Annotated in this window: 21 protein-coding genes and 1 riboswitch; of the genes, 9 read left to right on the forward strand and 12 right to left on the reverse strand. The window is 39.1% G+C overall.

Translation table 11 applies throughout. The features are described 5' to 3' along the window. The first annotated feature begins 201 nt into the window (after positions 1-201). Positions 202-444: a hypothetical protein gene (locus ACYSN2_RS05510; RefSeq protein ID WP_461749254.1), complete on the forward strand. Its 243-nt coding sequence runs from the start codon at positions 202-204 to the stop codon at positions 442-444. A 306-nt stretch (positions 445-750) separates the two neighbouring features. On the opposite strand, the gene ACYSN2_RS05515 is transcribed toward ACYSN2_RS05510, so the two are convergent. Together ACYSN2_RS05515 and ACYSN2_RS05520 are read right to left on the reverse strand one after the other, a co-directional pair. Further along, positions 751-1152 carry a pyrimidine dimer DNA glycosylase/endonuclease V gene (locus ACYSN2_RS05515; RefSeq protein ID WP_461749255.1) on the reverse strand — a complete coding sequence of 134 codons (402 nt, stop codon included), beginning with the start codon at positions 1150-1152 and terminating at the stop codon, positions 751-753. A 175-nt stretch (positions 1153-1327) separates the two neighbouring features. After that, complete coding sequence (locus ACYSN2_RS05520) at positions 1328-2233, reverse strand: LysR family transcriptional regulator (protein WP_461749256.1); 906 nt, start codon at positions 2231-2233, stop codon at positions 1328-1330. Between the two features lie 194 nt (positions 2234-2427). Between ACYSN2_RS05520 and ACYSN2_RS05525 the strand changes: the two genes are divergently transcribed. Continuing rightward, positions 2428-2844, forward strand: a complete 417-nt coding sequence (locus ACYSN2_RS05525; RefSeq protein WP_461749257.1) for a DoxX family protein — start codon at positions 2428-2430, stop codon at positions 2842-2844. Positions 2845-2985: 141 nt separating this feature from the next. Here ACYSN2_RS05525 and ACYSN2_RS05530 read toward each other — a convergent pair whose 3' ends face one another. From ACYSN2_RS05530 to ACYSN2_RS05540, 3 genes are all read right to left on the reverse strand, one after another. After that, positions 2986-3462, reverse strand: coding sequence for a RidA family protein (locus ACYSN2_RS05530; protein WP_461749258.1), 477 nt, complete (start codon positions 3460-3462; stop codon positions 2986-2988). Positions 3463-3603: 141 nt separating this feature from the next. Further along, positions 3604-4011 carry a c-type cytochrome gene (locus ACYSN2_RS05535; protein ID WP_461749259.1) on the reverse strand — a complete coding sequence of 136 codons (408 nt, stop codon included), beginning with the start codon at positions 4009-4011 and terminating at the stop codon, positions 3604-3606. A 10-nt stretch (positions 4012-4021) separates the two neighbouring features. Beyond that, positions 4022-5608, reverse strand: coding sequence for a flavin monoamine oxidase family protein (locus ACYSN2_RS05540; RefSeq protein WP_461749260.1), 1587 nt, complete (start codon positions 5606-5608; stop codon positions 4022-4024). A 361-nt stretch (positions 5609-5969) separates the two neighbouring features. After that, a riboswitch (TPP riboswitch) is annotated at positions 5970-6081 on the forward strand. 259 nt (positions 6082-6340) lie between these two features. Between ACYSN2_RS05540 and thiC the strand changes: the two genes are divergently transcribed. Continuing rightward, on the forward strand, positions 6341-8128 hold the full coding sequence (thiC, locus tag ACYSN2_RS05545) for a phosphomethylpyrimidine synthase ThiC (protein ID WP_461749261.1): 1788 nt from the start codon (positions 6341-6343) through the stop codon (positions 8126-8128). 82 nt (positions 8129-8210) lie between these two features. Here thiC and ACYSN2_RS05550 read toward each other — a convergent pair whose 3' ends face one another. The 3 genes from ACYSN2_RS05550 to brnQ all read right to left on the reverse strand — a co-directional run bounded on the left by ACYSN2_RS05550 (position 8211) and on the right by brnQ (position 10963). After that, complete coding sequence (locus tag ACYSN2_RS05550) at positions 8211-8888, reverse strand: Ogr/Delta-like zinc finger protein (protein ID WP_461749262.1); 678 nt, start codon at positions 8886-8888, stop codon at positions 8211-8213. 65 nt (positions 8889-8953) lie between these two features. After that, the gene (locus tag ACYSN2_RS05555; RefSeq protein ID WP_461749278.1) at positions 8954-9319 is read right to left on the reverse strand and encodes a branched-chain amino acid transport system II carrier protein; all 366 of its coding nucleotides are present in this window, start codon (positions 9317-9319) and stop codon (positions 8954-8956) included. Between the two features lie 303 nt (positions 9320-9622). Next, a complete protein-coding gene (gene brnQ, locus ACYSN2_RS05560; RefSeq protein WP_461749263.1) occupies positions 9623-10963 on the reverse strand; it encodes a branched-chain amino acid transport system II carrier protein in 1341 nt (446 codons plus the stop codon). A gap of 223 nt (positions 10964-11186) precedes the next feature. Between brnQ and ACYSN2_RS05565 the strand changes: the two genes are divergently transcribed. Continuing rightward, positions 11187-12209, forward strand: a complete 1023-nt coding sequence (locus tag ACYSN2_RS05565) for a CorA family divalent cation transporter (protein ID WP_461749264.1) — start codon at positions 11187-11189, stop codon at positions 12207-12209. 89 nt (positions 12210-12298) lie between these two features. On the opposite strand, the gene ACYSN2_RS05570 is transcribed toward ACYSN2_RS05565, so the two are convergent. Continuing rightward, complete coding sequence (locus ACYSN2_RS05570; RefSeq protein WP_461749265.1) at positions 12299-12718, reverse strand: hypothetical protein; 420 nt, start codon at positions 12716-12718, stop codon at positions 12299-12301. A 379-nt stretch (positions 12719-13097) separates the two neighbouring features. On the opposite strand from ACYSN2_RS05570, the gene rhlE reads away from it, so the two are divergent. Further along, positions 13098-14660, forward strand: a complete 1563-nt coding sequence (gene rhlE / locus ACYSN2_RS05575; protein WP_461749266.1) for an ATP-dependent RNA helicase RhlE — start codon at positions 13098-13100, stop codon at positions 14658-14660. Between the two features lie 43 nt (positions 14661-14703). Here rhlE and ACYSN2_RS05580 read toward each other — a convergent pair whose 3' ends face one another. Continuing rightward, positions 14704-14859 (reverse strand): hypothetical protein, encoded by a 156-nt coding sequence (locus ACYSN2_RS05580; protein ID WP_461749267.1) that lies wholly within the window; start codon positions 14857-14859, stop codon positions 14704-14706. 126 nt (positions 14860-14985) lie between these two features. Continuing rightward, entirely contained in the window at positions 14986-15834 is an 849-nt protein-coding gene (locus ACYSN2_RS05585; RefSeq protein ID WP_461749268.1) for a DMT family transporter, read from the reverse strand. Positions 15835-16264: 430 nt separating this feature from the next. On the opposite strand from ACYSN2_RS05585, the gene ACYSN2_RS05590 reads away from it, so the two are divergent. Then, on the forward strand, positions 16265-17569 hold the full coding sequence (locus tag ACYSN2_RS05590; RefSeq protein ID WP_461749269.1) for an aromatic amino acid transport family protein: 1305 nt from the start codon (positions 16265-16267) through the stop codon (positions 17567-17569). Positions 17570-17666: 97 nt separating this feature from the next. Here the strand turns inward: ACYSN2_RS05590 and ACYSN2_RS05595 are convergent, their stop codons facing one another. Then, a complete protein-coding gene (locus ACYSN2_RS05595; protein ID WP_461749270.1) occupies positions 17667-18032 on the reverse strand; it encodes a YcgJ family protein in 366 nt (121 codons plus the stop codon). Positions 18033-18467: 435 nt separating this feature from the next. Here ACYSN2_RS05595 and ACYSN2_RS05600 point away from each other — a divergent pair, with 435 nt between their 5' ends. The 3 genes from ACYSN2_RS05600 (at position 18468) to ACYSN2_RS05610 (ending at position 19958) form a co-directional block, all read left to right on the forward strand. After that, positions 18468-18788, forward strand: a complete 321-nt coding sequence (locus tag ACYSN2_RS05600; protein ID WP_461749271.1) for a hypothetical protein — start codon at positions 18468-18470, stop codon at positions 18786-18788. Positions 18789-19026: 238 nt separating this feature from the next. Continuing rightward, positions 19027-19491, forward strand: coding sequence for a DUF411 domain-containing protein (locus ACYSN2_RS05605; RefSeq protein WP_461749272.1), 465 nt, complete (start codon positions 19027-19029; stop codon positions 19489-19491). A gap of 230 nt (positions 19492-19721) precedes the next feature. Further along, positions 19722-19958: an RNA-binding S4 domain-containing protein gene (locus ACYSN2_RS05610; RefSeq protein WP_461749273.1), complete on the forward strand. Its 237-nt coding sequence runs from the start codon at positions 19722-19724 to the stop codon at positions 19956-19958. Positions 19959-20560: the final 602 nt, after the last annotated feature.

A 20560-nucleotide genomic window follows, 5' to 3' on the forward strand; every position in this document is an offset into this window, starting at 1 on the left:
TGCAATTGAAATAAGGATCAAAGCGGGCGAGAAGCTGTAAGAAGTATGCAAGCATTCTCTCCCGCCATAAATCAGCTTTAAAAAGATGTAGGAATAAGACTTTAGGAATAAGACTTTAGGAATAAGGTGTAGAAATAAGGTGTAGAAATAAGGTTCATTGATTCCATGAAGGAATCATTTTTAAATGACAGGGAGAAGTTTATGTTGAAGAAGATTTTATTAGCGGTAAGTTTACCGGCATTGTTGTTATCAGGCGTTCAAGCGAAAGACACAGAATATACATTAATCGTGATTAATATCGCCAACAACTCACAAATCACGAAACTAGTGACAAGTGAAACGAAAGAAGATTGCGAAGCGAACAAGTTAGTATTCCAAAACTTACTCAACGCTAATGGCAAAAACTACAATGATTTTCAATGCGTGCAATTGATTACAGATTAAGAGATTGCTTGAGAAACATTAAAAGATAAGAGATAAGCATGAGAAAAGCGCTTCCATAAAATGAGAAGCGCTTTTTTATATGCTTTTTTCCATTATAGGAAAAGAGAAGGTTTGCTTGTAAAGCAGAAGCTGAATCATTGCTGGGTCGAATATGTGCATTCTTCTTGATATCTCGCGCCAGCATTGTAAGGCTTTATGAGATGCAATTGAAATAAGGATTAAAGCGGGCGAGAAATTGTGAAAAGCATGCAAGCATTCTCTCCCTCTACAAATGAGCTTGTTTTAGGATCAATATTTTTCGTAACGCTATTCGTTAGAATCTGCAATAACATGTTCCGTAAATCGTGGTGTTTCCGGCATTCGTTCATGAATTCGAGAGAGATTGAGTGTTCTGTCTTTTTCCGTAACGACATAATCATTCCACAGCTTTGTAAATTCAGATACTTCATCCGGCCAACGATACGAAACATTAAACCCTCGATTTTTACACTCTAAATGTAGCGCATCGTAGCGGTTTTTTAGAAAGAGCAGTTTATCCCGAAAAAATGTCACATGACCTTGCCCAAGCAGATATCTCTTTGCGCTCGAAAGTGGCACATCGCCGTGACGTTTGATGATATCATTGGGAATTCTCGTCAGTTCCCGATGTTCAGCTAAAAGATGCTGATCACATAATTCTTTGGGATCAATAATATTAATGCGCGTCATAAAAATGTTCCTTTACTGCTTATTTTTTGAATGAATCGTTTTTGATAGTGATATCGGTTTAGGAAAGCTTAATTGTAAAATAGAGGTAGATTTATCGCCGGATCGAATGCTTATATTCTTCTAAAAATCCCGTGCCAGCACTGCTAATCCTTTCTAAAATTCCAAACCAAAACAACTATAAATGAGGCAAAATCTCTTTTTGGAAATAATCCATAAAGAGCTGAATACGAGAAGGAAGATAAAATCCACTCGGATAGACTAGATGTACCTTAAGTGCCGGCGGACCGCTATTGGGAAGTACTTCGATCAGAGAGCCTTCATCTAATTCTTTTTGTACGCTGAAATCGAGTAAGCGCGCAATGCCAAGTCCTAATTTTGCATGATCTAAAGCACCTAATGAATGGCTATGAACGATATCAAAATCAATGGGTAAAAATTGATTATTCTTACCAAATTCCCAAGGAAGTGGAACGCTTAATTCCGGAAACTTCAGCCCAATACATTGATGGTTATGCAGTTCTTCAATAGATTTTGGCATGCCATGAATTTTGAGGTATTCAGGAGAAGCGATAAGTTTAAAGCCGGTATCGTGAAGATATTTCGCAACCACGCGATCATCTTTCAGATCGCCGATACGAATGGCTAAATCAAAAGCTTCTTTCGTAAAATTCACAAATTGATTGCCGAGGGAAATCTCCATTTTTAAGGAATCTTTATACTTTTCAAAAAAGGGTTGAATGCGAGGAATTAACACCGTCATCCCGTAACTATCCGGCATTGTGAGCTTTAAAACGCCGTGCGGTTGTTCGCTATTGGTGAGCTCACTTTCCACATGTTGAATATTCTCAATCGCCGTTTTACAAACATCATAATAACGCAACCCTTCTTCCGTTAAACGCATCGCTCTTGTGGAGCGGATGAAGAGTTTTAAAGAGAGTTTTTTCTCAAGGCGGGCAATGGCTTTACTAATAGAAGGCGGCGTTGTGCCAATTAAAATTGCCGCTTCCGTAAAGCTACTGCATTCCGCAGTTTTACAAAAAATATGGATATCTTCTAAATCCACTTTTTTAAAAGTATTCATCAGCAAACTCCTTTTTTATAAATAAAACAACTATTTATCAATGTGTTATCTATTTTGCACTATTTCCAAATAAGAAATAAAGATTTTCTTTTGTTCCGTATTAAGGGCTAAAGCGCTTTTTTATAATAGCGCTGATTTTGTAAAGGGCTGAACAGATTGGCTCACTTTAAAATAAATAGAAAAGGAATAAGAGAATGAATCCAAATGTTTGGGTAAAAAATATTTTTGGAAATGCCGGCATTCAGGCGATTGCCACATTAGTAGGCCGTGCTTTATTAGCATATATCTTTATCATTGCCGGTTGGGCGAAGATTGGCGGATATGCCGGAACGGCAGCGTATATGGAATCACAAGGATTGCCGGGAAGTTTACTCTTTTTAGTGATTATTTTAGAACTCGGTGGCGGGCTTGCGATTCTATTGGGGTTCCAAACTCGTTTTGTGGCGCTCTTTTTAGTGATCTTTAATATCTTAACGGCATTCATGTTTCACGGCGCACCTGATGATGCGACGGCATTCATGAAAAATATCTCAATGGCAGGTGGATTTATCTATCTGATGATCTACGGCGCAGGAAGTTTGAGTATTGATCGCTTTTTAGAGAAAAAATAGAATCAATTCGATCTAGAAGGCTTCTAATAAAGACTCACAAAAAAGTCGTTTGCTTGAAAAGGCAAACGACTTTTTGTCATTTCATTTTTACATCATATTCAGTCATGGTTCAGTTACTACTGAGACATTACTTTACGGTAATTATTTTACGGCAATCACTTCAATTTCAATGAGCCATTCCGGAAAGGCTAATGCCGCAACTTGAAATGCAGAACGTGCCGGCACTTTCGCTTCAGCGCCTTCGGCATTGCCGTAAAATTGTGTGTAACCTTTCATAAAGCCGGCAAAGTCCATTTTTCCAAGCTCAGGGTCCGCCACTAAATAGACTTGCATTTTAACTACATCCGCCATCGTTAAGCCTTGTGCTTCAAGGGTTTCTTTGATGGTGTTTAAAATGCCGATAGTTTGCTCTTCTGTGGAACGTGCGAAAGTACCATCTTCAAGTTTTGGCGGAACAACGCCGCTTAAATAGTACGTTCTAGCATCACTTGGTACAGAAACAACGGGAGAAATCGGGAAGCCATCTGGTGTTGATGTTCTTTCAATGGTGTTTGCCATTGCGCCGCTCATAGAGATGCCGAGCGCTAAAAAAATCGTTGCGAGTTTTTTCATAATCATAGTTTAATTCCTTTTTGGGTTATGAATTCTTCAGGATAAAATCTTAATAAAAACCTGAGTGATGATGAAGTATGAACACTCAGGTTATATTAAGATTATCTATAATGGCATGAATGGCCTATATTTAGACTTTATATTGATTTAGTTAAGATCGTTATATTCATAATCTGGAATCCGTAAAACAGTAATTTCTTGAGGAGTTACGGGATCATCGTGATAATTACCAAAATCACCTCTGACATAATTAATCACATTGGCGATCTGCTCGTCATCTAATACGCCTCCTAATGCTGGCATGCCGTTAAGTCCATACAGTACGACGATTTGTGGATATGCCTTACTAGAAAGTTTTTCATTATTAATAAAGCTTGGATACATTCCAGCACCGATAGCGCCATTGCCATCAGGCATATGGCAACTTGCACAAAGTTCCAGATAAAGCTTTTTACCATCTTTTTCTGTAAAAGAGGCTGCTTGTATGGTATTTGTCATCAATAATGTGCTTAAAGTAGAGATTAATATTGCAGTATTCTTTATTTTGATTCTCATAGTAATCTCCTTATAGACGTTGAGAAGCATGTTCGTTCAGTTGGCGAATCGCATCTAAAGCAGAGAGAATAGCGCCTTCTTGCCATGCGGGAATATATGAAATATGCTCGCCAGCAAGGACAGTTCGATTATCCATCGTAGAGACATTTTTAAAGTGTTTCTCACGGGTTTCAGTCGTCCAAAGTCCGTAACAACCAAGGGTGAAAGGCACACGATGCCAAGCCACAGACATTGCGCTTGAAAATTCCTCACGTCCTTGAGGGTGAATTTTTACAAATGAGTCTAAGGTTTTTTCTAAACGGTCTTTAGGAGATAAAGATGAGAATTTAAAGGAATTTGGACCAAAGAGATATGAGGCTAATACAACACCTTTACCTTTTGAGAGGTAATCATTACTTGGGTATGAGATCAATTCAATGGGCAGATTAGTAAGGGAAATTCCGCCATAAATCTGATCATCCTCTTCCCAGAATCTGCGGTTAAACTCAATTCCCGATTTATAGCTCGTTGCATAGTGAACCGAGGAAATCCCCTCTTTCACCTTGTTGGAAAGGTTATTTTCAATTTGTGCCAGAATAGAGAAAGGAATCGTACAGACACACCAATCTCCAGAGACTTCTTTGAGAGCGCCATTATTACTCTGATCTTCGTAAGTGACTGTTACTTTTTCATCATCTTGTAATATTTTAGTGACTTTTGCTTGGTAGGTCACGATGTCACCGATCGCTTTTCCCATAGCTTTAGGTAGCTGATCCATTCCACCCACTGGTTGGAAAATTGACGGAGCATAACTATATTGGAAAATACCGGATAAATGAGACCATAATCCAGATTGCAGAAGATTATCGAGGGTAATTGTTTTATCTACGGGAATACCACCATGTAGCGCATTAGGATCTTCTTTCCAACCACGATCACGAGCAGCACTCATAGGTGTGTAGCGGTAGTTTTTATCGAGAGCACCCCAAGACTTTAGAGATTCTAATAACATCTCTTTATTCTCTTGAGTGATCGGTTCGTCTAATTTATCCTGATAAACCGCTTTCGCTAATAACTCATTTGTATGCCCTTTATAGTCGGCAAGAATATCTCTAAATCTCTGCGGTTTTCCCTCAAAAGCTTGAGAGTTATGTAAGTACGCATTTTGATTAAATTGTTGGAATGGTTGCATTTTGACATCAAACTCACGAGCGTAATACATATATCCTTGATGATGATATGGAACGCGCCAAGGACCTGGATTAAAATATTGCCCTTTTGCATAGGTACATTCTTGAGTATCGCCCCCTAATTCCGTATAGCGATCCCCGCCTCGAAGGGTCCATGCTCTCCCACCAATGCGATCGTTATATTCAATAATTTTAACGTTATAACCTACTTTCTGTAATTCATAAGCGGCCACTAATCCTGCAAGACCAGCTCCTAATATTAAAACAGTTGCGCCTTTTGGGGCTACTTTCAGGCTTGGAATTCCTGTGAAATCACTTTCCTGCGCAAGACCTATAGACATCATTGAATTATAGAGAGCGACACTACCAGCAGTTGCGCCAATCATTTTGAGAACAGTTCGGCGTGTTAATTGATTATTATTATCCATAAAACCTCCTAGCTTTCGGTAAAACGTTCAGATCTAGATGAAGTGCTTCTAGAAGAGGACGTCGTAGTGATGAAATTTTTCATAAAAAAATGAAAGATCCCATAAACTTGATAGGATTTATGAATTACATGGATAATGTTGTTATTTTTCATGCGGTTATGAGTTTTATAAATCTGTTATCAAGTTTTTTTAAATGCTATTACATATATTGATTTAGATCAACATTAATTATGTGGTTGATGGTAAAAATAGTCTTTTAAATGAATAGGATAAGTTAGTTGTTGTTACATGTGGAGAGTAGTTTTTGGTTGGTGTACCTCCAATATTTGCATTCCCCAAAAATAGCAGTTATAACTAATGTTCATTTCACTGGGGGTGTCCGTGCTGCGGGCTGAGATTAAAGCGAATGCGCTTTTAGACCCTTTGGACCTGATCTGGCTCATACCAGCGTAGGGAAGTAACCTTGAACGAATTGTCATGAGCCTTATGCCGTTTCCGGCGTAAGGTTTTTTTATGCAAAAAATATCGTAGGTTGAGAAGAGGTTGTTTATTGTTTGGAAATCATGATTCATGATGCCTTTAATGAATGATGGATCATCAATAATGGATTAGCTGATGGAATCTCATAGTCTTTCATTCAATACCCATGACAAACTCACGATTTTAACTTTGTTCAAATTTCTATTACGTCGCCAAGATCTCGTCTTTTATTCATTTTAAAGGAGAGGTTTTATGTCACAGACAAACATCACATTAATGAAGCAATTTCCCAATAGCCGCAAGGTGTATGTGGAAGGCAGTCGCCCTGATATTCAAGTGCCGATGCGTGAAATTACGCTCAGCGATACACTTGGTTCAAAAGGGGAAATCATCGAAAAAAATGCCCCATTTCGGGTATATGACACGAGCGGTCCTTATACCGATGAGAATTACAGCGTGGATTTAACTGCGGGACTGCCGGCATTAAAACGTAATTGGGTATTTGAACGTGGTGATGTAGAAGAGTACGAAGGGCGCGTGAAAAATGCCCGTGATGATGGTTATAAGCGTGAGAATGATCCTCGAATTCATGAAGGCGTTTTCCCGGGATTAAAGCGTAAACCACTTCGTGCAAAGTCAGGACAGAATGTGACGCAGATGCATTATGCGCGTAAGGGAATCATTACGCCGGAGATGGAATTTATCGCCATTCGTGAAGGCTTAAAGCCGGAGTTTGTCCGTGATGAAGTGGCGATTGGTCGAGCGATTATTCCTTCCAACATTAACCATCCGGAAGCAGAACCGATGATTATCGGCAAAAACTTCCAAGTGAAAATTAATGCCAATATCGGAAACTCGGCGATTACTTCCAATATTGAAGAAGAAGTGGAGAAAATGACGTGGGCAACTCGTTGGGGCGCTGATAACGTCATGGATCTTTCTACCGGCAAGGATATTCATAAAACTCGTGAATGGATTATCCGAAATTCTGCGGTACCCATTGGTACAGTGCCGATCTACCAAGCGCTTGAGAAAGTGAACGGCATTGCCGAAGATCTCACGTGGGAAGTGTTCCGAGATACGCTCATTGAGCAAGCGGAGCAGGGCGTGGATTACTTCACAATTCATGCTGGCGTTTTACTGCGCTATATTCCGCTGACGGCGAATCGCGTGACCGGCATTGTCTCTCGTGGCGGTTCGATCATGGCGCAGTGGTGCTTGGCGCATCATAAAGAGAACTTCATTTATGAGAACTTTGAAGAGATCTGCAAAATCATGAAGCAATACGATATCTCGTTCTCGCTTGGCGATGGGCTTCGTCCGGGTTCGATTGCCGATGCTAATGATGAAGCGCAATTTGCTGAGCTTAAAACCCTTGGGGAACTCACGAAAATCGCATGGGAACATGATGTACAAACGATGATCGAAGGACCTGGTCATGTGCCGATGAATAAGATTAAAGAGAATATGGTCATGCAAGAAGAGCATTGTCACGATGCGCCTTTCTACACGCTCGGACCGCTCACAACGGATATCGCACCGGGATATGATCATATCACTTCGGCAATTGGCGCTGCTCAAATCGCTTGGTATGGCACAGCAATGCTCTGCTATGTGACACCGAAAGAACATTTAGGATTGCCGAATCGTGAAGATGTTCGCACCGGCGTCATTACCTACAAGCTTGCAGCGCACGCCGCAGATATCGCAAAAGGACATCCAAATGCGCAAAAACGCGATGATGCGCTCTCAAAAGCACGTTTTGAATTTAGATGGGAAGATCAGTTTAATCTCGGACTTGATCCAGAACTCGCACGTGAATATCACGATGAAACGCTTCCACAAGAAGCCGCAAAAGTCGCTCATTTCTGTTCCATGTGCGGACCAAAATTCTGCTCAATGCGAATCTCCCAAGATATCCGCAAAACCGCCCAAGCCCAAAACCTCGCTGAAGCACCAAACGAAGTTCGAGTAGCATTAGAAGGCATGCAACAGAAATCAGCAGAGTTTAAAGAGCAAGGACAGCAGATTTATAGTTAATTTTCTTAATAAAATTTATTGAAGCTAAGTGTAAAGAAACAGTAATAAATCAATGTTACTGTTTCTTTGTTAGAGATAAGTATTAGGAGTTTTCAACAAAATCTTGAGCCATATCAGCTGTTAAATCAGCACTAATAAATAGAGCAGCAGATTTTATGAATTGTTTCATATCACTAATATCTTTATCATCATGACGCCTCACATAATGTGTTTCATCATTGCCAATCCATGTAGCTGCTTGAGCTAAATTTTGTAATTTAGGAAAATCTGAAAGATATTCCAAGATAACCTTATTAAGCATAGATTTTTTAATAGATGATTCTTTATCAGGATTATGTTTAATCGCATAATCTTTTATTAAAAATTCGAGGGCTTTTCTGTACCCTATGCCCGCAATTTGATCTAAACCCTCTGATTCGGCTTTAACAGATTGAGAGTAGATCTGTATGAAAGATTTAGAAATTTGATTTATATCGTCTGGCAAATCGATTTTAATTGGAGGTCTATATAAGTATGGTTCGAGAATGAAGGTTGTTGCATCAGCACAAACATATTTTAAAGCAAAATAATTGTAACAATTTAAGTCAGCACACTGGAAGAATACCCCAATGTTCTGTTTTACATCTCTAGCCTTATTGTTGGAAGTAGCTATTAGGAATATAGGCTTCATCGTAACACCGCAATGGGGGCAATGATTAGGTGTAACTACTTCTAAGTTTCTTGCTTGGTCTCTATAAATTACTTCAATACTTTGTTTCAAAATAAATTCCTTACTTTTATAAAGATTAAGAATGACAACGATGTACTTAATGCTTTGAGTAAACCTTACTTTATATTAGTTATTCCTTGCCTCAAACTCAATCCCCAGCCAATCACTAATCCGATAATTGCCGGCAATATCCAACCCATGTTCACGTTTGAGAGCGGGAGGAGTTGGTCTATTGATATTGTAATTTGATGAACAACGGCATTGCCACTAATGAACGAAGGTGATGCTTTTAAGCCTTCGATGATTGCGATGATGAGCGTGAAAAACGTTGTGCATTGGTAGACGATTTTCTTGTGCTGAAAGAGCGGAGATAAGAACGCTAGCAGTACCAATGTGATCGCAAGCGGATAGAGGAACATCAGTACCGGAATTGAGATCTGGGTAATGGGTATAAAAAAACCGTTGGCAATAAGCATATAGATTAAGCTAAAACGACTTAATTAATATATCATTATGATATTTTGATTACTTTGCTGATACTTTATGATTAGTATCTGTAATCATTTTTATTAGGTTTTACTCGAGAAGGAATATTTTAATGGACAATATTGGAATGCTAATAGGGTCTGGAATAATGGTTTTTTGTTGCTATATCTTGCTAAGGAACTTTATTAGAGGAATCATTATGACAATTAAAATTAAAATTAAAATTAAAAGAATGGATCTGAAAGAAAAAAAGCGGAACTCCAAAGAATCCCGCTAATTTTAAATTTGATTTTTAAAACCTAGTTTTTCTGTCTCAAGCTCAATCCCCAGCCAATCACTAATCCGATAATTGCCGGCAATATCCAACCCATGTTGACGCTTGAGAGCGGGAGGAGTTGGTCGATGGATGTTGTGATTTGATGAACAACGGCATTGCCACTAATGAACGAAGGCGATGCTTTTAAGCCTTCGATGATTGCGATGATGAGCGTGAAGAACGTTGTGCATTGGTAGACGATTTTCTTGTGCTGAAAGAGCGGAGATAAGAATGCTAGAAGTACCAATGTGATCGCAAGCGGATAGAGGAACATCAGTACCGGGATTGAGATCTGAATGATGGACGTTAAACCGACGTTTGCAATGAGCATGCTGATTAAGCTGAAAGCATGGACGAATGTACGGTAAGCGATTTTTGGGAATAACTCGTTGAACATCTCGGCACAAGCGCAGATTAAACCGATCGCGGTTTTCAAACAGGCAATCGTCACGATAATCGCTAATAAAATCGAACCTAACGAACCAAAATAGAATGTGGATATTTGCGCAAGGGCGATTCCGCCGTTATCTGAAAGTGGGAATTCGTTGAGGCTTGTTGCACCAAGATACGCAAGACTGCCGTAAATCACGCTCATTAATACAAGGCTGATAAAGCCGGCTTTAAAGGTATCTGTGGCAATTTGTGTCGTATCTTTTACGCCGAGATTTTTAATGGTATTGACCACAATAATGCCGAATGCTAGAGAAGCGAGCACATCCATTGTGTTGTAACCTTCGGTGAAACCTTTGAAGATCGGGCTTTGCTGATAGCTCTCTTGAACGGGAAGCAAGCTGATATCGCCCATGGGTTTGATAAATGCGCTGATAATCAAAAAGGCTAAGAAGATTAAAAAGAGCGGATTGAGCACTTTTCCGATCCACACCATAATTTTGGTCGGATTGAGGGAAAGAACCCACGCAAGAAAGAAGAAAGAGAGCGAGAAAATCAGCAAACCAAGCGCCATATATTCCGTGCTGATGAACGGCGTTAAGCCAATTTCAAAGGAAACCGTTGCAGTTCTTGGAAGGGCGAAGAAAGGTCCGATGGTTAAATAGAGAATCATCGTAAATATCAGCCCATATTTGGGAGAAATTCGGCTCGCTAAATCATATAAGCCATTACTTTTAGAGAAACCGATGGCGACAATTCCTAAAAAGGGTAAGCCAACGCCGGTAATAATGAAGCCTAATGTCGCAATTAACGTGCTACTTCCTGCTTCTTGTCCCATATGAACGGGAAAGATCAAGTTTCCCGCGCCGAAAAATAAGCCAAATAACATCGAGCCAATGGTGATGTAGGCTGATAAAGATAATTTATTGTTCATGAATATCTCGTACTGTTTGTGCAATCCCTTTTGGGGATAAAATGAACCGGTAGGTTTTGATAAAACGTTTCCGACTTTACTAAACTTTACGAGAAAGTGCTGAATAAATTTTATCAGCGCTCAATCTTGGCGCTTTTTCTAGGTAAAAACTTCTTTTTTAGGATAATTATGGCATGATAATCTCATTGAAGTATTTGGCAAGAAGCTGAATAGATGACATTTTATGATGAATATCAAGGGAATGATGATGCTAAGCTACCGTTTTGAGAATAAGAAGTTTGTGGCAGTGCCGGAATCGGAAGCGACTTTACATTGCTTTTCTTTTGCGGAGCTAGATTTACATCAGTCAGCGCATCCCTTTGGAATTCAAGATGCTTCAAACGCTCAAAAACAGAATCTTCAGAAGCATCTTCAAAAGTATTTAGAGAAAGAGAGCCATTTTCTCTTTTTGGCAGATACCGTGCTTTCAGCAAAAAATGATATGTTCATCGGACATTACGCCGATTACACGCTTTTAAGTTTACAGCTCAAAAACCATGAAGATAGCTCTAAAAACGAACCGATTGTTATGGTGTTTTATAAAGATTACACATTGCTGTTTTACGATGAAACGCTGGCAACGGCAGAAAGTTATATTCAACATATGAATAATACCTTCGGGCAACTTTCCACGATTGATGATCCGACGTTACTCATTCCATATGCGCTTATTCGTTACGATCTTTTAACGGATCGCCATTTCTTAAAAGAGATTGAGAATGAAGCGATGGAGTTAGAGTTATCGGTGACAACCGAATTGAAACAAGCGCAAAACACAATTTTGGAACTGCGGAAGATTTTATCGAACTATAAACATTATTATCTGTCGCTCATCGATCTCTTTGAAGATATGTCGGAAGATTATAAAGAGCTTCTTTCAGAAAGCGCGATTGATGATTATCGCCGGCTGACAAGTAAGCTCAACAGATTGTACAAATATACGATTTTGCTCAATGAATATGTGTTCCAAGTGAATGATCGCTTCCGCGCGCAGATGGATTTGAATCTCAATAAAACCATGCGCACGTTTACGATTCTCTCGGCAATCTTCATGCCCTTAACGCTCATCGCCGGCTGGTACGGCATGAACTTTGAAAACATGCCGGAACTTGCCCTTGAGTTTGGTTATATCTACGTGATCGCTTTCTCTCTGATGATCTTTATCGGCTCGCTTGTTTACATCAAAGTGAAAGGGTTTTGGAAGTGATAATTAATAATGCCCATCATTATGAAACGATGGGCATTTTATGATGTATCGAAGATGAGAAACTGAAAAAATCCCAAGATAAATTAATGTTAGTTACAATTTCTTCTCGTGAAATCAATGGTGTTATTACCACGACGACATTTTTGGAAGCGGGTTTCATCGGTAATGAACCAACCTTTTTCGGCTTTGCTTAAGTAATAAACGGTTTTGATGGATTCCACGGAATCATCGAGTAAGCCTGATTGTATTAAGGTGATTTTCACAAGATCAGGCGATTCATTTCGATTGGTTTCTTGTGATAACGTGATGGTTGAAAGCTCTTCTTCATCGATAAAAGAATTACCGGCAATCACAGCTTGAAGCGGTGTTGCGAAAGTCTCTTTTTCGGCAATTTTTGGTGTTTCGGCAAAAGTTGTTGTTGAGATTGCCGTGATTGAAGTCATTGCCGAGAATAAGATGATCATGGATAAACGACGTTTTTTAACGGGTTTTGTTTTTAAAGTATTCATCTGATTGATCCTTTTAGTGATAACTTTGTAAATAAATAGATTTAAACATCATAAATCAAATAGAATTTACGGCAATAGATATATCAAAACCTCAATTAATAATGAGCGCTTAAAAGTCGTTTAACAATATGATTGAAAAAGTATTTGTTTTTCTTAGAAAAGGGCAGAAAGATCTTATAAATAGATAGAGATTTTCTAGAAGATTCTCGGGAAATGGTTTCTTGTTTATAAATAAGGTGCTTTCAATTTATTTTTAACTTTATAATCAGCCTTTTACTCTAGGTTTAAAAAGTGTCTTTTAGATCATATTGATTCCGATCTATTGCCGTAAATTCGTGTATAGTGCTTCTTTCTTTTTTTAAATAGGTGAAATCTTTTTATGACATTTAAATCCCTTGGTTTGCGTGACGAAATCTTAACAGCGATAAGTGAAGCGGGGTATTCAGAACCAACGCCCATTCAACAGCAGGCGATTCCTGTTGTTCTGCAAGGTCGGGATTTAATGGCATGTGCGCAAACGGGCACAGGAAAGACGGCGGGATTCACTTTGCCATTATTACAATTAATGAGCCAAGAAAAGCCCCAGAATCATCAATCTAAAAAAGGGCATCGTGGATCGAATAAAAGACCGGTTCGTGCGCTTATTCTCTCGCCGACTCGTGAACTTTCGGCGCAGATTCATGAAAACTTACTCTCTTATAGTAAATACTTACCGCTTCGCTCATTAGTGGTATTTGGCGGTGTGAGTATTAATCCACAAATGATGAAGCTTCGTGGCGGTGTGGATATTTTGGTGGCAACGCCGGGAAGGTTATTAGATTTAGAGAAGCAGAATGCGCTCGATCTCTCGAATGTAGAATATTTAGTATTAGATGAAGCAGATCGCATGCTCGATATGGGTTTTATCCATGATATTCGTAAAATTTTAGCGAAGATTCCGGCAAAACGTCAGAACTTACTTTTCTCAGCAACGTTCTCAAAAGAGATTACAGAGCTAGCAACACGATTACTGGATAATCCGGCAAGTGTTGAGATTGAGCGACATAAAACCTCTTCAGAGCAAGTGACGCAAAATCTCTATTTTGTCGATAAATCCCGTAAGCGTGAGCTTTTATCGCATCTAATTGAGCGTGAAAACTGGGAGCAAGTATTAGTATTCTGCCGAACGAAACATGGTGCAAACCGTTTAACAGAATATCTCAATGAGAAAGGCATTGTTGCTGCGGCAATTCACGGCAATAAAAGTCAAGGCGCAAGAACTCGCGCATTAGCAGAATTTAAAACCGGCGATGTACGGGTATTAGTGGCAACAGATATTGCGGCGCGTGGAATAGATATTGCCGAGCTTCCTTATGTTGTGAACTTTGATTTACCAAGTGTACCGGCAGATTATGTGCATCGTATCGGAAGAACAGGGAGAGCAGATTCTACAGGGAAAGCGGTGTCGTTAGTCTGTATTGATGAGCATAAACTCTTAAAAGATATTGAACGCTTATTGAAAAAAGAAATTCCTCGTGAAGAGATGGACGGTTTTGCCGTAGATCCTTCGATTAAAGCAGAGCCAATTGAAACACGTGGTTCAGGCCGTAATGCGGGACGAGGAGCTGGTCGAAATTCAGGTCGTGGCAGAGGACGAAATTCGAATCAAAGAAGAGGAGAAGATTCTGCCTCACGTGGAACATCTAACCGTGGGTCTGGTAGCAGACATCGAAATGCGAATGGGGAACAAGCGGGAAGTCCGGAGAGATCGAACGGCGATGCAAGACGTTCAGCACAATCTGCTGAAGGCAATAAAGCTAACTTTAGATCAGGAAATCCTAGATCGGGAAGTCCAAAACCGGCAAATCCTAGAACAGCATCTACGGATAATACGAATGGAGAAAGACCAAAACGTCGCCGTAGAGCACCAAAGAATCATCGCTGTAATGCTGTGAAAGAGTAGTTTTTAAAAACTGTATTAAAAGCGCCGGCAATAAGACAAAATCTTATGCCGGCATTTTTGTTTCTAATTTTGAAAGCTTAGGAAGAACCGCAAAGAATCTCGCAATGAATGTATTGGAATAACTTAATAGGAATTTCGGTTTGAAATTCGAAAAAGGATCAATATTGCTGGCACGGGATTTATAGAAAAATGCAAGCATTCGACCCAGCCATGAATCAGCCTTTATTTCTTGATCTTATAACTGAACTTTCTTAAACCGATTTAACGATAATAATCGCGTGACAAAAATAAATTACACATCTTAAGTAAAGAATTTGCTTCTTATCTATTTCTTAATAACTAAGAAAATGCCGGCAAAGATCACGAGCGAAGCGCCGATCCAGCCCCAAATTCCTAAAGTTTCATTCCAGACGAAATGGGATAAGATCGCGCCAAATACGGCATTTAGATAGTAAAAAGGCGCAAGAATGGAAGCTTCCGTGAGCTGATTTGCTTTTGTAACCCAAACTTGCCCAAGAGAACCGAAAAGCCCCATTAAGAGTACAACGCCCCAAACAGACCAATCGCTTGGAAGCGTGAATCCGGTAAAGGGTGCCATTCCGAAAGAAAAGACAATGCCGGTCAATGCAAAGTAGAAGACGATTTCAGAACCGCCGGCAACTTCGCTCACTCGTTTAATAGCAACCATCGCTAACGCCACAAAAATGCCGGCAGTAAGAGGCAAGAAAGAGAGCCAAGAAAAGTGCGGTTTATCCATGCCGGAAAGCATCCAAACGCCGAGAAATGCCAAGATAAAGCTCGGGATTAATGTCCAACTTAAACGCTCTTTTAGCCAAATCATCGCTAATATTGGTACAAAAAGTGGCGTGAGCGATCGCAAAATGGTGGCGTCTGAAAGAGGAAGGAGCTTCAAGGAGAGAAAAATTAGCACCATGCCGATTTGCCCTGATAAGGATCTTACGGCGTGAAGGGGTAAACGTTGCAGAGAATTTTTCATCTCGCCGGAGAGATAAAATGCCGGCAATACCCAAAGGAGCATGAGAAAATTTCGGAAAAAGATAATCGTTGCAGTAGAAATATCTGCACTGAGCCATTTAATAGAGCTATCCATTAGAGCGAAAGCGATTTGGGAAATTACTACGAACATAATGCCGAGTAATAAATTTTGGCGCATGAGATGCAACCTCAAAGTAGGAAAGATGAACTATTGTAATAACTTTTCCGAATGAATGTTGCTAAAAATTAGGCATTTTAGATCAGGCGTTATTTTCGGTTTAATTGAGGAAGATTTCACTGTTAGTTTGAAACAACTTTTATATCAAAAGGTTGTGCTATCGAGTGAGAATCAGTAAAAATCTGTGAGTCTTTCATGCCCGCGATATCGGAGAAGTGAGCACTAGACATTCGTTTCCGACAATGCTTATATATCGAATTCATTAAAATTTATGAATATATGTGAGCCTTGGGTATAAATATGTGCCTTAAGGTTGTTTTTTAAATAATTGAGGCATTGCATGTAACATTTAATAACATCCTAAAAAATAAGAAAATTTCGGAATGTTATAGAAAGATGAATGTGATGAGTGTCGGGGGATATAGAAAATATGTCGACTGTAAGTACAGCTGGAAATATTGAAGTAGAGGAACAGAGCGCAGAAGGTGGTTTAGTTTCTAAAAAACTAACGCTTCTTGAAGGTATTGCAATGATCGTGGGAACCAATATTGGTGCCGGCGTTTTAGCAATTCCTTATGCGTCACGAAATGCCGGATTTTTCCCACTCTTATTGTGGTTAATTGTTATTGGTATTTTAACAACGATCACAATGCTTTATGTTGCAGAAACAACATTAAGAACCCGTAAACATCATCAGTTAAGTGGATTAGCGGCGCGTTATGTTGGAAAAATCGGCGCTTGGTTGATCTTCCTTTCAGTATGTGCGAACAGTACCGGCGCATTGATTGCGTATATGGCGGGAAGTGGACGTTTACTCAATGAACTCTTCGGTATTCCGAATCAACTTGGAAGTATCTTATTTGCAATTCCAGCGGTGGGCGTACTTTACATCGGTTTGAAAGCAATTGGTAAGAGCGGAAAATTCGTCAGCATGGCGATGATTGCATTGATTATCGTGCTCTCTTTCGCAAGCTTCTTCAACGACCATTCACAAATCTCTTTCTTAGCAGAAGCGCATTGGTCTTATATGATTCCGATCATCTATTTGGTTGTATTCAGCTACTCAGCACAATATATTGTACCTGAAATTGCACGTGGTCTTGCGCATGAGCCAAAGCTTCTTCCAAAAGCCATTATCATTGGCATGATCTGTACCTTTGTCTTATTGGCAACGGTTGCATTATCGGTAATTTCACTTGCAGGTATTGAAAACGTTGATGAGATCGCAACGATTACTTGGGGAACATTCCTTGGTCATTGGGCGGCAATTGTTGCAAACCTCTTTGCGCTTTGTGCAATGTTAACGTCTTATTGGGGATTAGGTGGAAGCTACTTCACGAATATCTTCGACAAATTTAACTTAGGTTCAGAAACGAATGTTGTGAGAAGAAGTATCGTACTTGCGATCGTATCTGTTCCCCCATTCGTGCTTGCGTACCTTGGACTCGTATCTTTCGGTCGTGCACTTGAATTTGCCGGTGCGGTGGGTGGTGTGATTTTAGCAATTGTGCCATTACTCATGCTTCGTGCAGCTCGTAAAACTGGGGATATCGTTCCTGAATGGCAGTGCAACAGCTTCATTACATCACTTCCTGTAAAAACGATTATCGTACTGCTCTATACTTTTACGGCAATCTACGCAATTACAGAAATGCTTTACAACACAAATATGTTAACGGAAGGTATGGATAACTTACTAATCCAACTCAATATGTTTGTGCCAAAAACTGCGTAGTCATCACTAGATGTGAAAACTTTAGAGATTAAAAAAAACTCGTTCGGGAAGCTGAACGAGGTTTTTTTAATGATTGAAACTCTTTTAGTTGAATGAATTACTGAAAGAGTTCAGCTGTATATTTAGGAGAAACGGCGCTTCTTTGACCTTCCGCGTTAAAGTAGCGATCAACATAACAGAGCTTCGCTTTTGTATCGCAGAATACGCCATTAGAAAATGTCATAGCGGATGTATCGAATTTTCCTGCTTTTAGAAGTGCTTCCGCACGTTCAGTTCCTAAGTAATGTTCCGTTAATCCGATAGAAACCCCTTGTTGGTCAACACAAATATATTGATCGCATAGAACGCCTTTTGCGGGATTGTTGATGGTATTCGTAGCATCTTTCTGCGTAGTTGCACAAGCTGTGATGAGTATTAGGCTCGTTGTAGAAAGGATTAATTTTAATTTGGTATTGAGTTTCATGGTCAACCTTCATTGTGTTTATGTAGAAATGTAAGGGAAATATAAGGAAAATGGAATAAATGTAGATATGAATTTTAGCATCATATTCTATGTCATAGAATCCATCATGAAATCATCTCTGTTTTAAGGTATTTGTATCATGAATGAAGATGCTTAATATGTGCTAGAAGGATCTATTTTAGAATCTATTTAGCCATTTTCATAAAATGTATCATTGAAGACTTCCTTGATAAGCCTCAAAAGTTAGCGGAAGAAATGCCAGCGTAAAGGATAGATATGTTATTCTTCTAGCGTAATGTCGAATCACAGATGATTCACATAGCTGAAAACCTGCTTTTTGATGATCTTTTCGATATTCACATATCTTCTTAAAGTTAATTTTAATAGGAATTAGATAGAACTTCTATGGGCTTCTTTCAAAGAACATTCACAATCATGACAATACTTCTGATGAGTTGGATGTTTGTCATATCAAGTGCAACTGTTAGTAACAGTATGGCATTTGCGAATGGTACTTCGATGCAGGAAGAAATGGTTCACGATATCTCCATTTGTAATGATGGCGCATGTGCTATGAATAGTGGGCAGGGAATGAGTTGCCAACAGCATTGTGATCATGTGAATTGGTGGTTGGCAGAAGTTATGCCGATATCGGATATTGTCAATAGATCTATCGAACTTAGATTGCAGTGGCGATATGCTCCGAATCCTATTTTGTTGTTAGATCCTAAGCCTCCACAGATCCTTTTTTCGTAATTTGAGTTTTGATATAGCACTTAATCTGATTTAAGAGATTAGAGCGAATTATTTTGGTTGTACGAAAAGATCATCATTCATTTATTCCCTTTGTAAGCCACTCTGTACTCAATATAGAGATAGAGCTGTAGTGGATTATTAGTATTTGATTACTAGTATTACTAACAGTCTTTTGATGATGGTTTTACAGTATGGGAAGTGGAGATGAATCAATGATAAAGAATGAGGATTTATGATTATGAAAAAAAGAATGTTAGGTTTTATGGCGTTAGGATTGCTATTTGCATCGATGAATAGTGCATTTGCTGATAATCAAGTAGTAGACAATAGTGATTTGCCGGAAATGACGCTATATAAGGATCCCTATTGTGGTTGTTGTACGGCGCATGCGGCCTACCTAGAAGAGCAGGGCATCAAAGTGAAGATGGTAGATCATCCGAATATTGCACAAGTGAAGATGGATTTAGGAACGTATATGGGCGCAAGTTGTCATACCATCGTCATGGGCGATTATGTGATTGAAGGACATGTGCCGATTGCCTCTATCCGTAAGTTATGGGATGAACAGCCGAATATTAAAGGTATAGCATTGCCGGGAATGCCATTAAATTCTCCGGGAATGGGTCCAGAAAAGAAAGGCTCATTAAGAGTGATGCAGATCGAAAATGATAATGCCGTAAAAACCGTTTTTAATATTGAATAATATGGCTCCTATTTATTGGAGATTGTTCAAGTGAAGTAGGGAAGTTTTTAACGGCTCAGGCTGACATATCAGAATACAACTTGATGCTCTATATTCTCATGGTGGGATATAGAGCATTTTTATGTCTAGCGTTTTCTAGAATCATATTGAAAAGGAAAATAGATGCTTTTAAGTGTAAAATACAGAACTTGATCTAGCGTTAGTACGCTTTACTTATATAAAGAGATGTTATGACTATTATGAAAGAAGAGTTTTTCTTAGAAAACCACCCACATATTGCTTTGAATGATCTATTGAAGATGACGGGCGTTGCAGAAACAGGCGGAAGAGCTAAATTAATGGTTGCTGATGGTTTGATTAGTGTGAATGGTGAAGTAGAACTTCGTAAAACAGCAAAAATTGTGGCAGGAAGTATTGTGACAGGTGAAGGTTTTGAAATTGCTGTGTGTGATGGGTTTCAAAAATAGCATTTGAATGTGTATTTAAGGGCTTCCAGTAATACTCAAAAGTTACTTATATAGGGATAAATTTAATGTTACTGGAAGTTTTGAAAAAGAGGCATGAGGTTTTTAATACATTTTTCGGTTTTAATTTCTTTTAAAAACAACGTTCTTTGTGATTTTTGTAAAATATTTCAAAAATAGGCTTGCCAAAAAAAAATAAAAGCGTAATATACACCTTCTTGATTGACGGCAACGTTGAGAAAGGTTCGGAAGGAAGTGGGTTTTGATAGGTTTATAGTTTGGATCTGTCGGTATAAATTAGCTTCTCTCTTTTAAGTTTAAGTTCGGTTTTAGGAAGTTTTTGAAATTGAATCGGTGCTTAAAAAGAGATCAAAAATAAAATTGACAACTCCGAATCACTTCTGTAATATTGTTCGTCTGCTTAGGGCGGTGAGAGATTCACCGGGCGGTCAACGAGATGTTGATTAGCTTGCTAACTACTAGCTCCTGAAGTTCTTTAACAATTTAATCTTAAGTAAGTTTGTATGGGGGCTTGTATGTTTTTGCGATAGCAAAAAGTATATAAGTCTAACCACGAACAATTCCAGCAACTATTTTTTTATAAT

Source organism: Ignatzschineria sp. LJL83 (assembly GCF_054871845.1).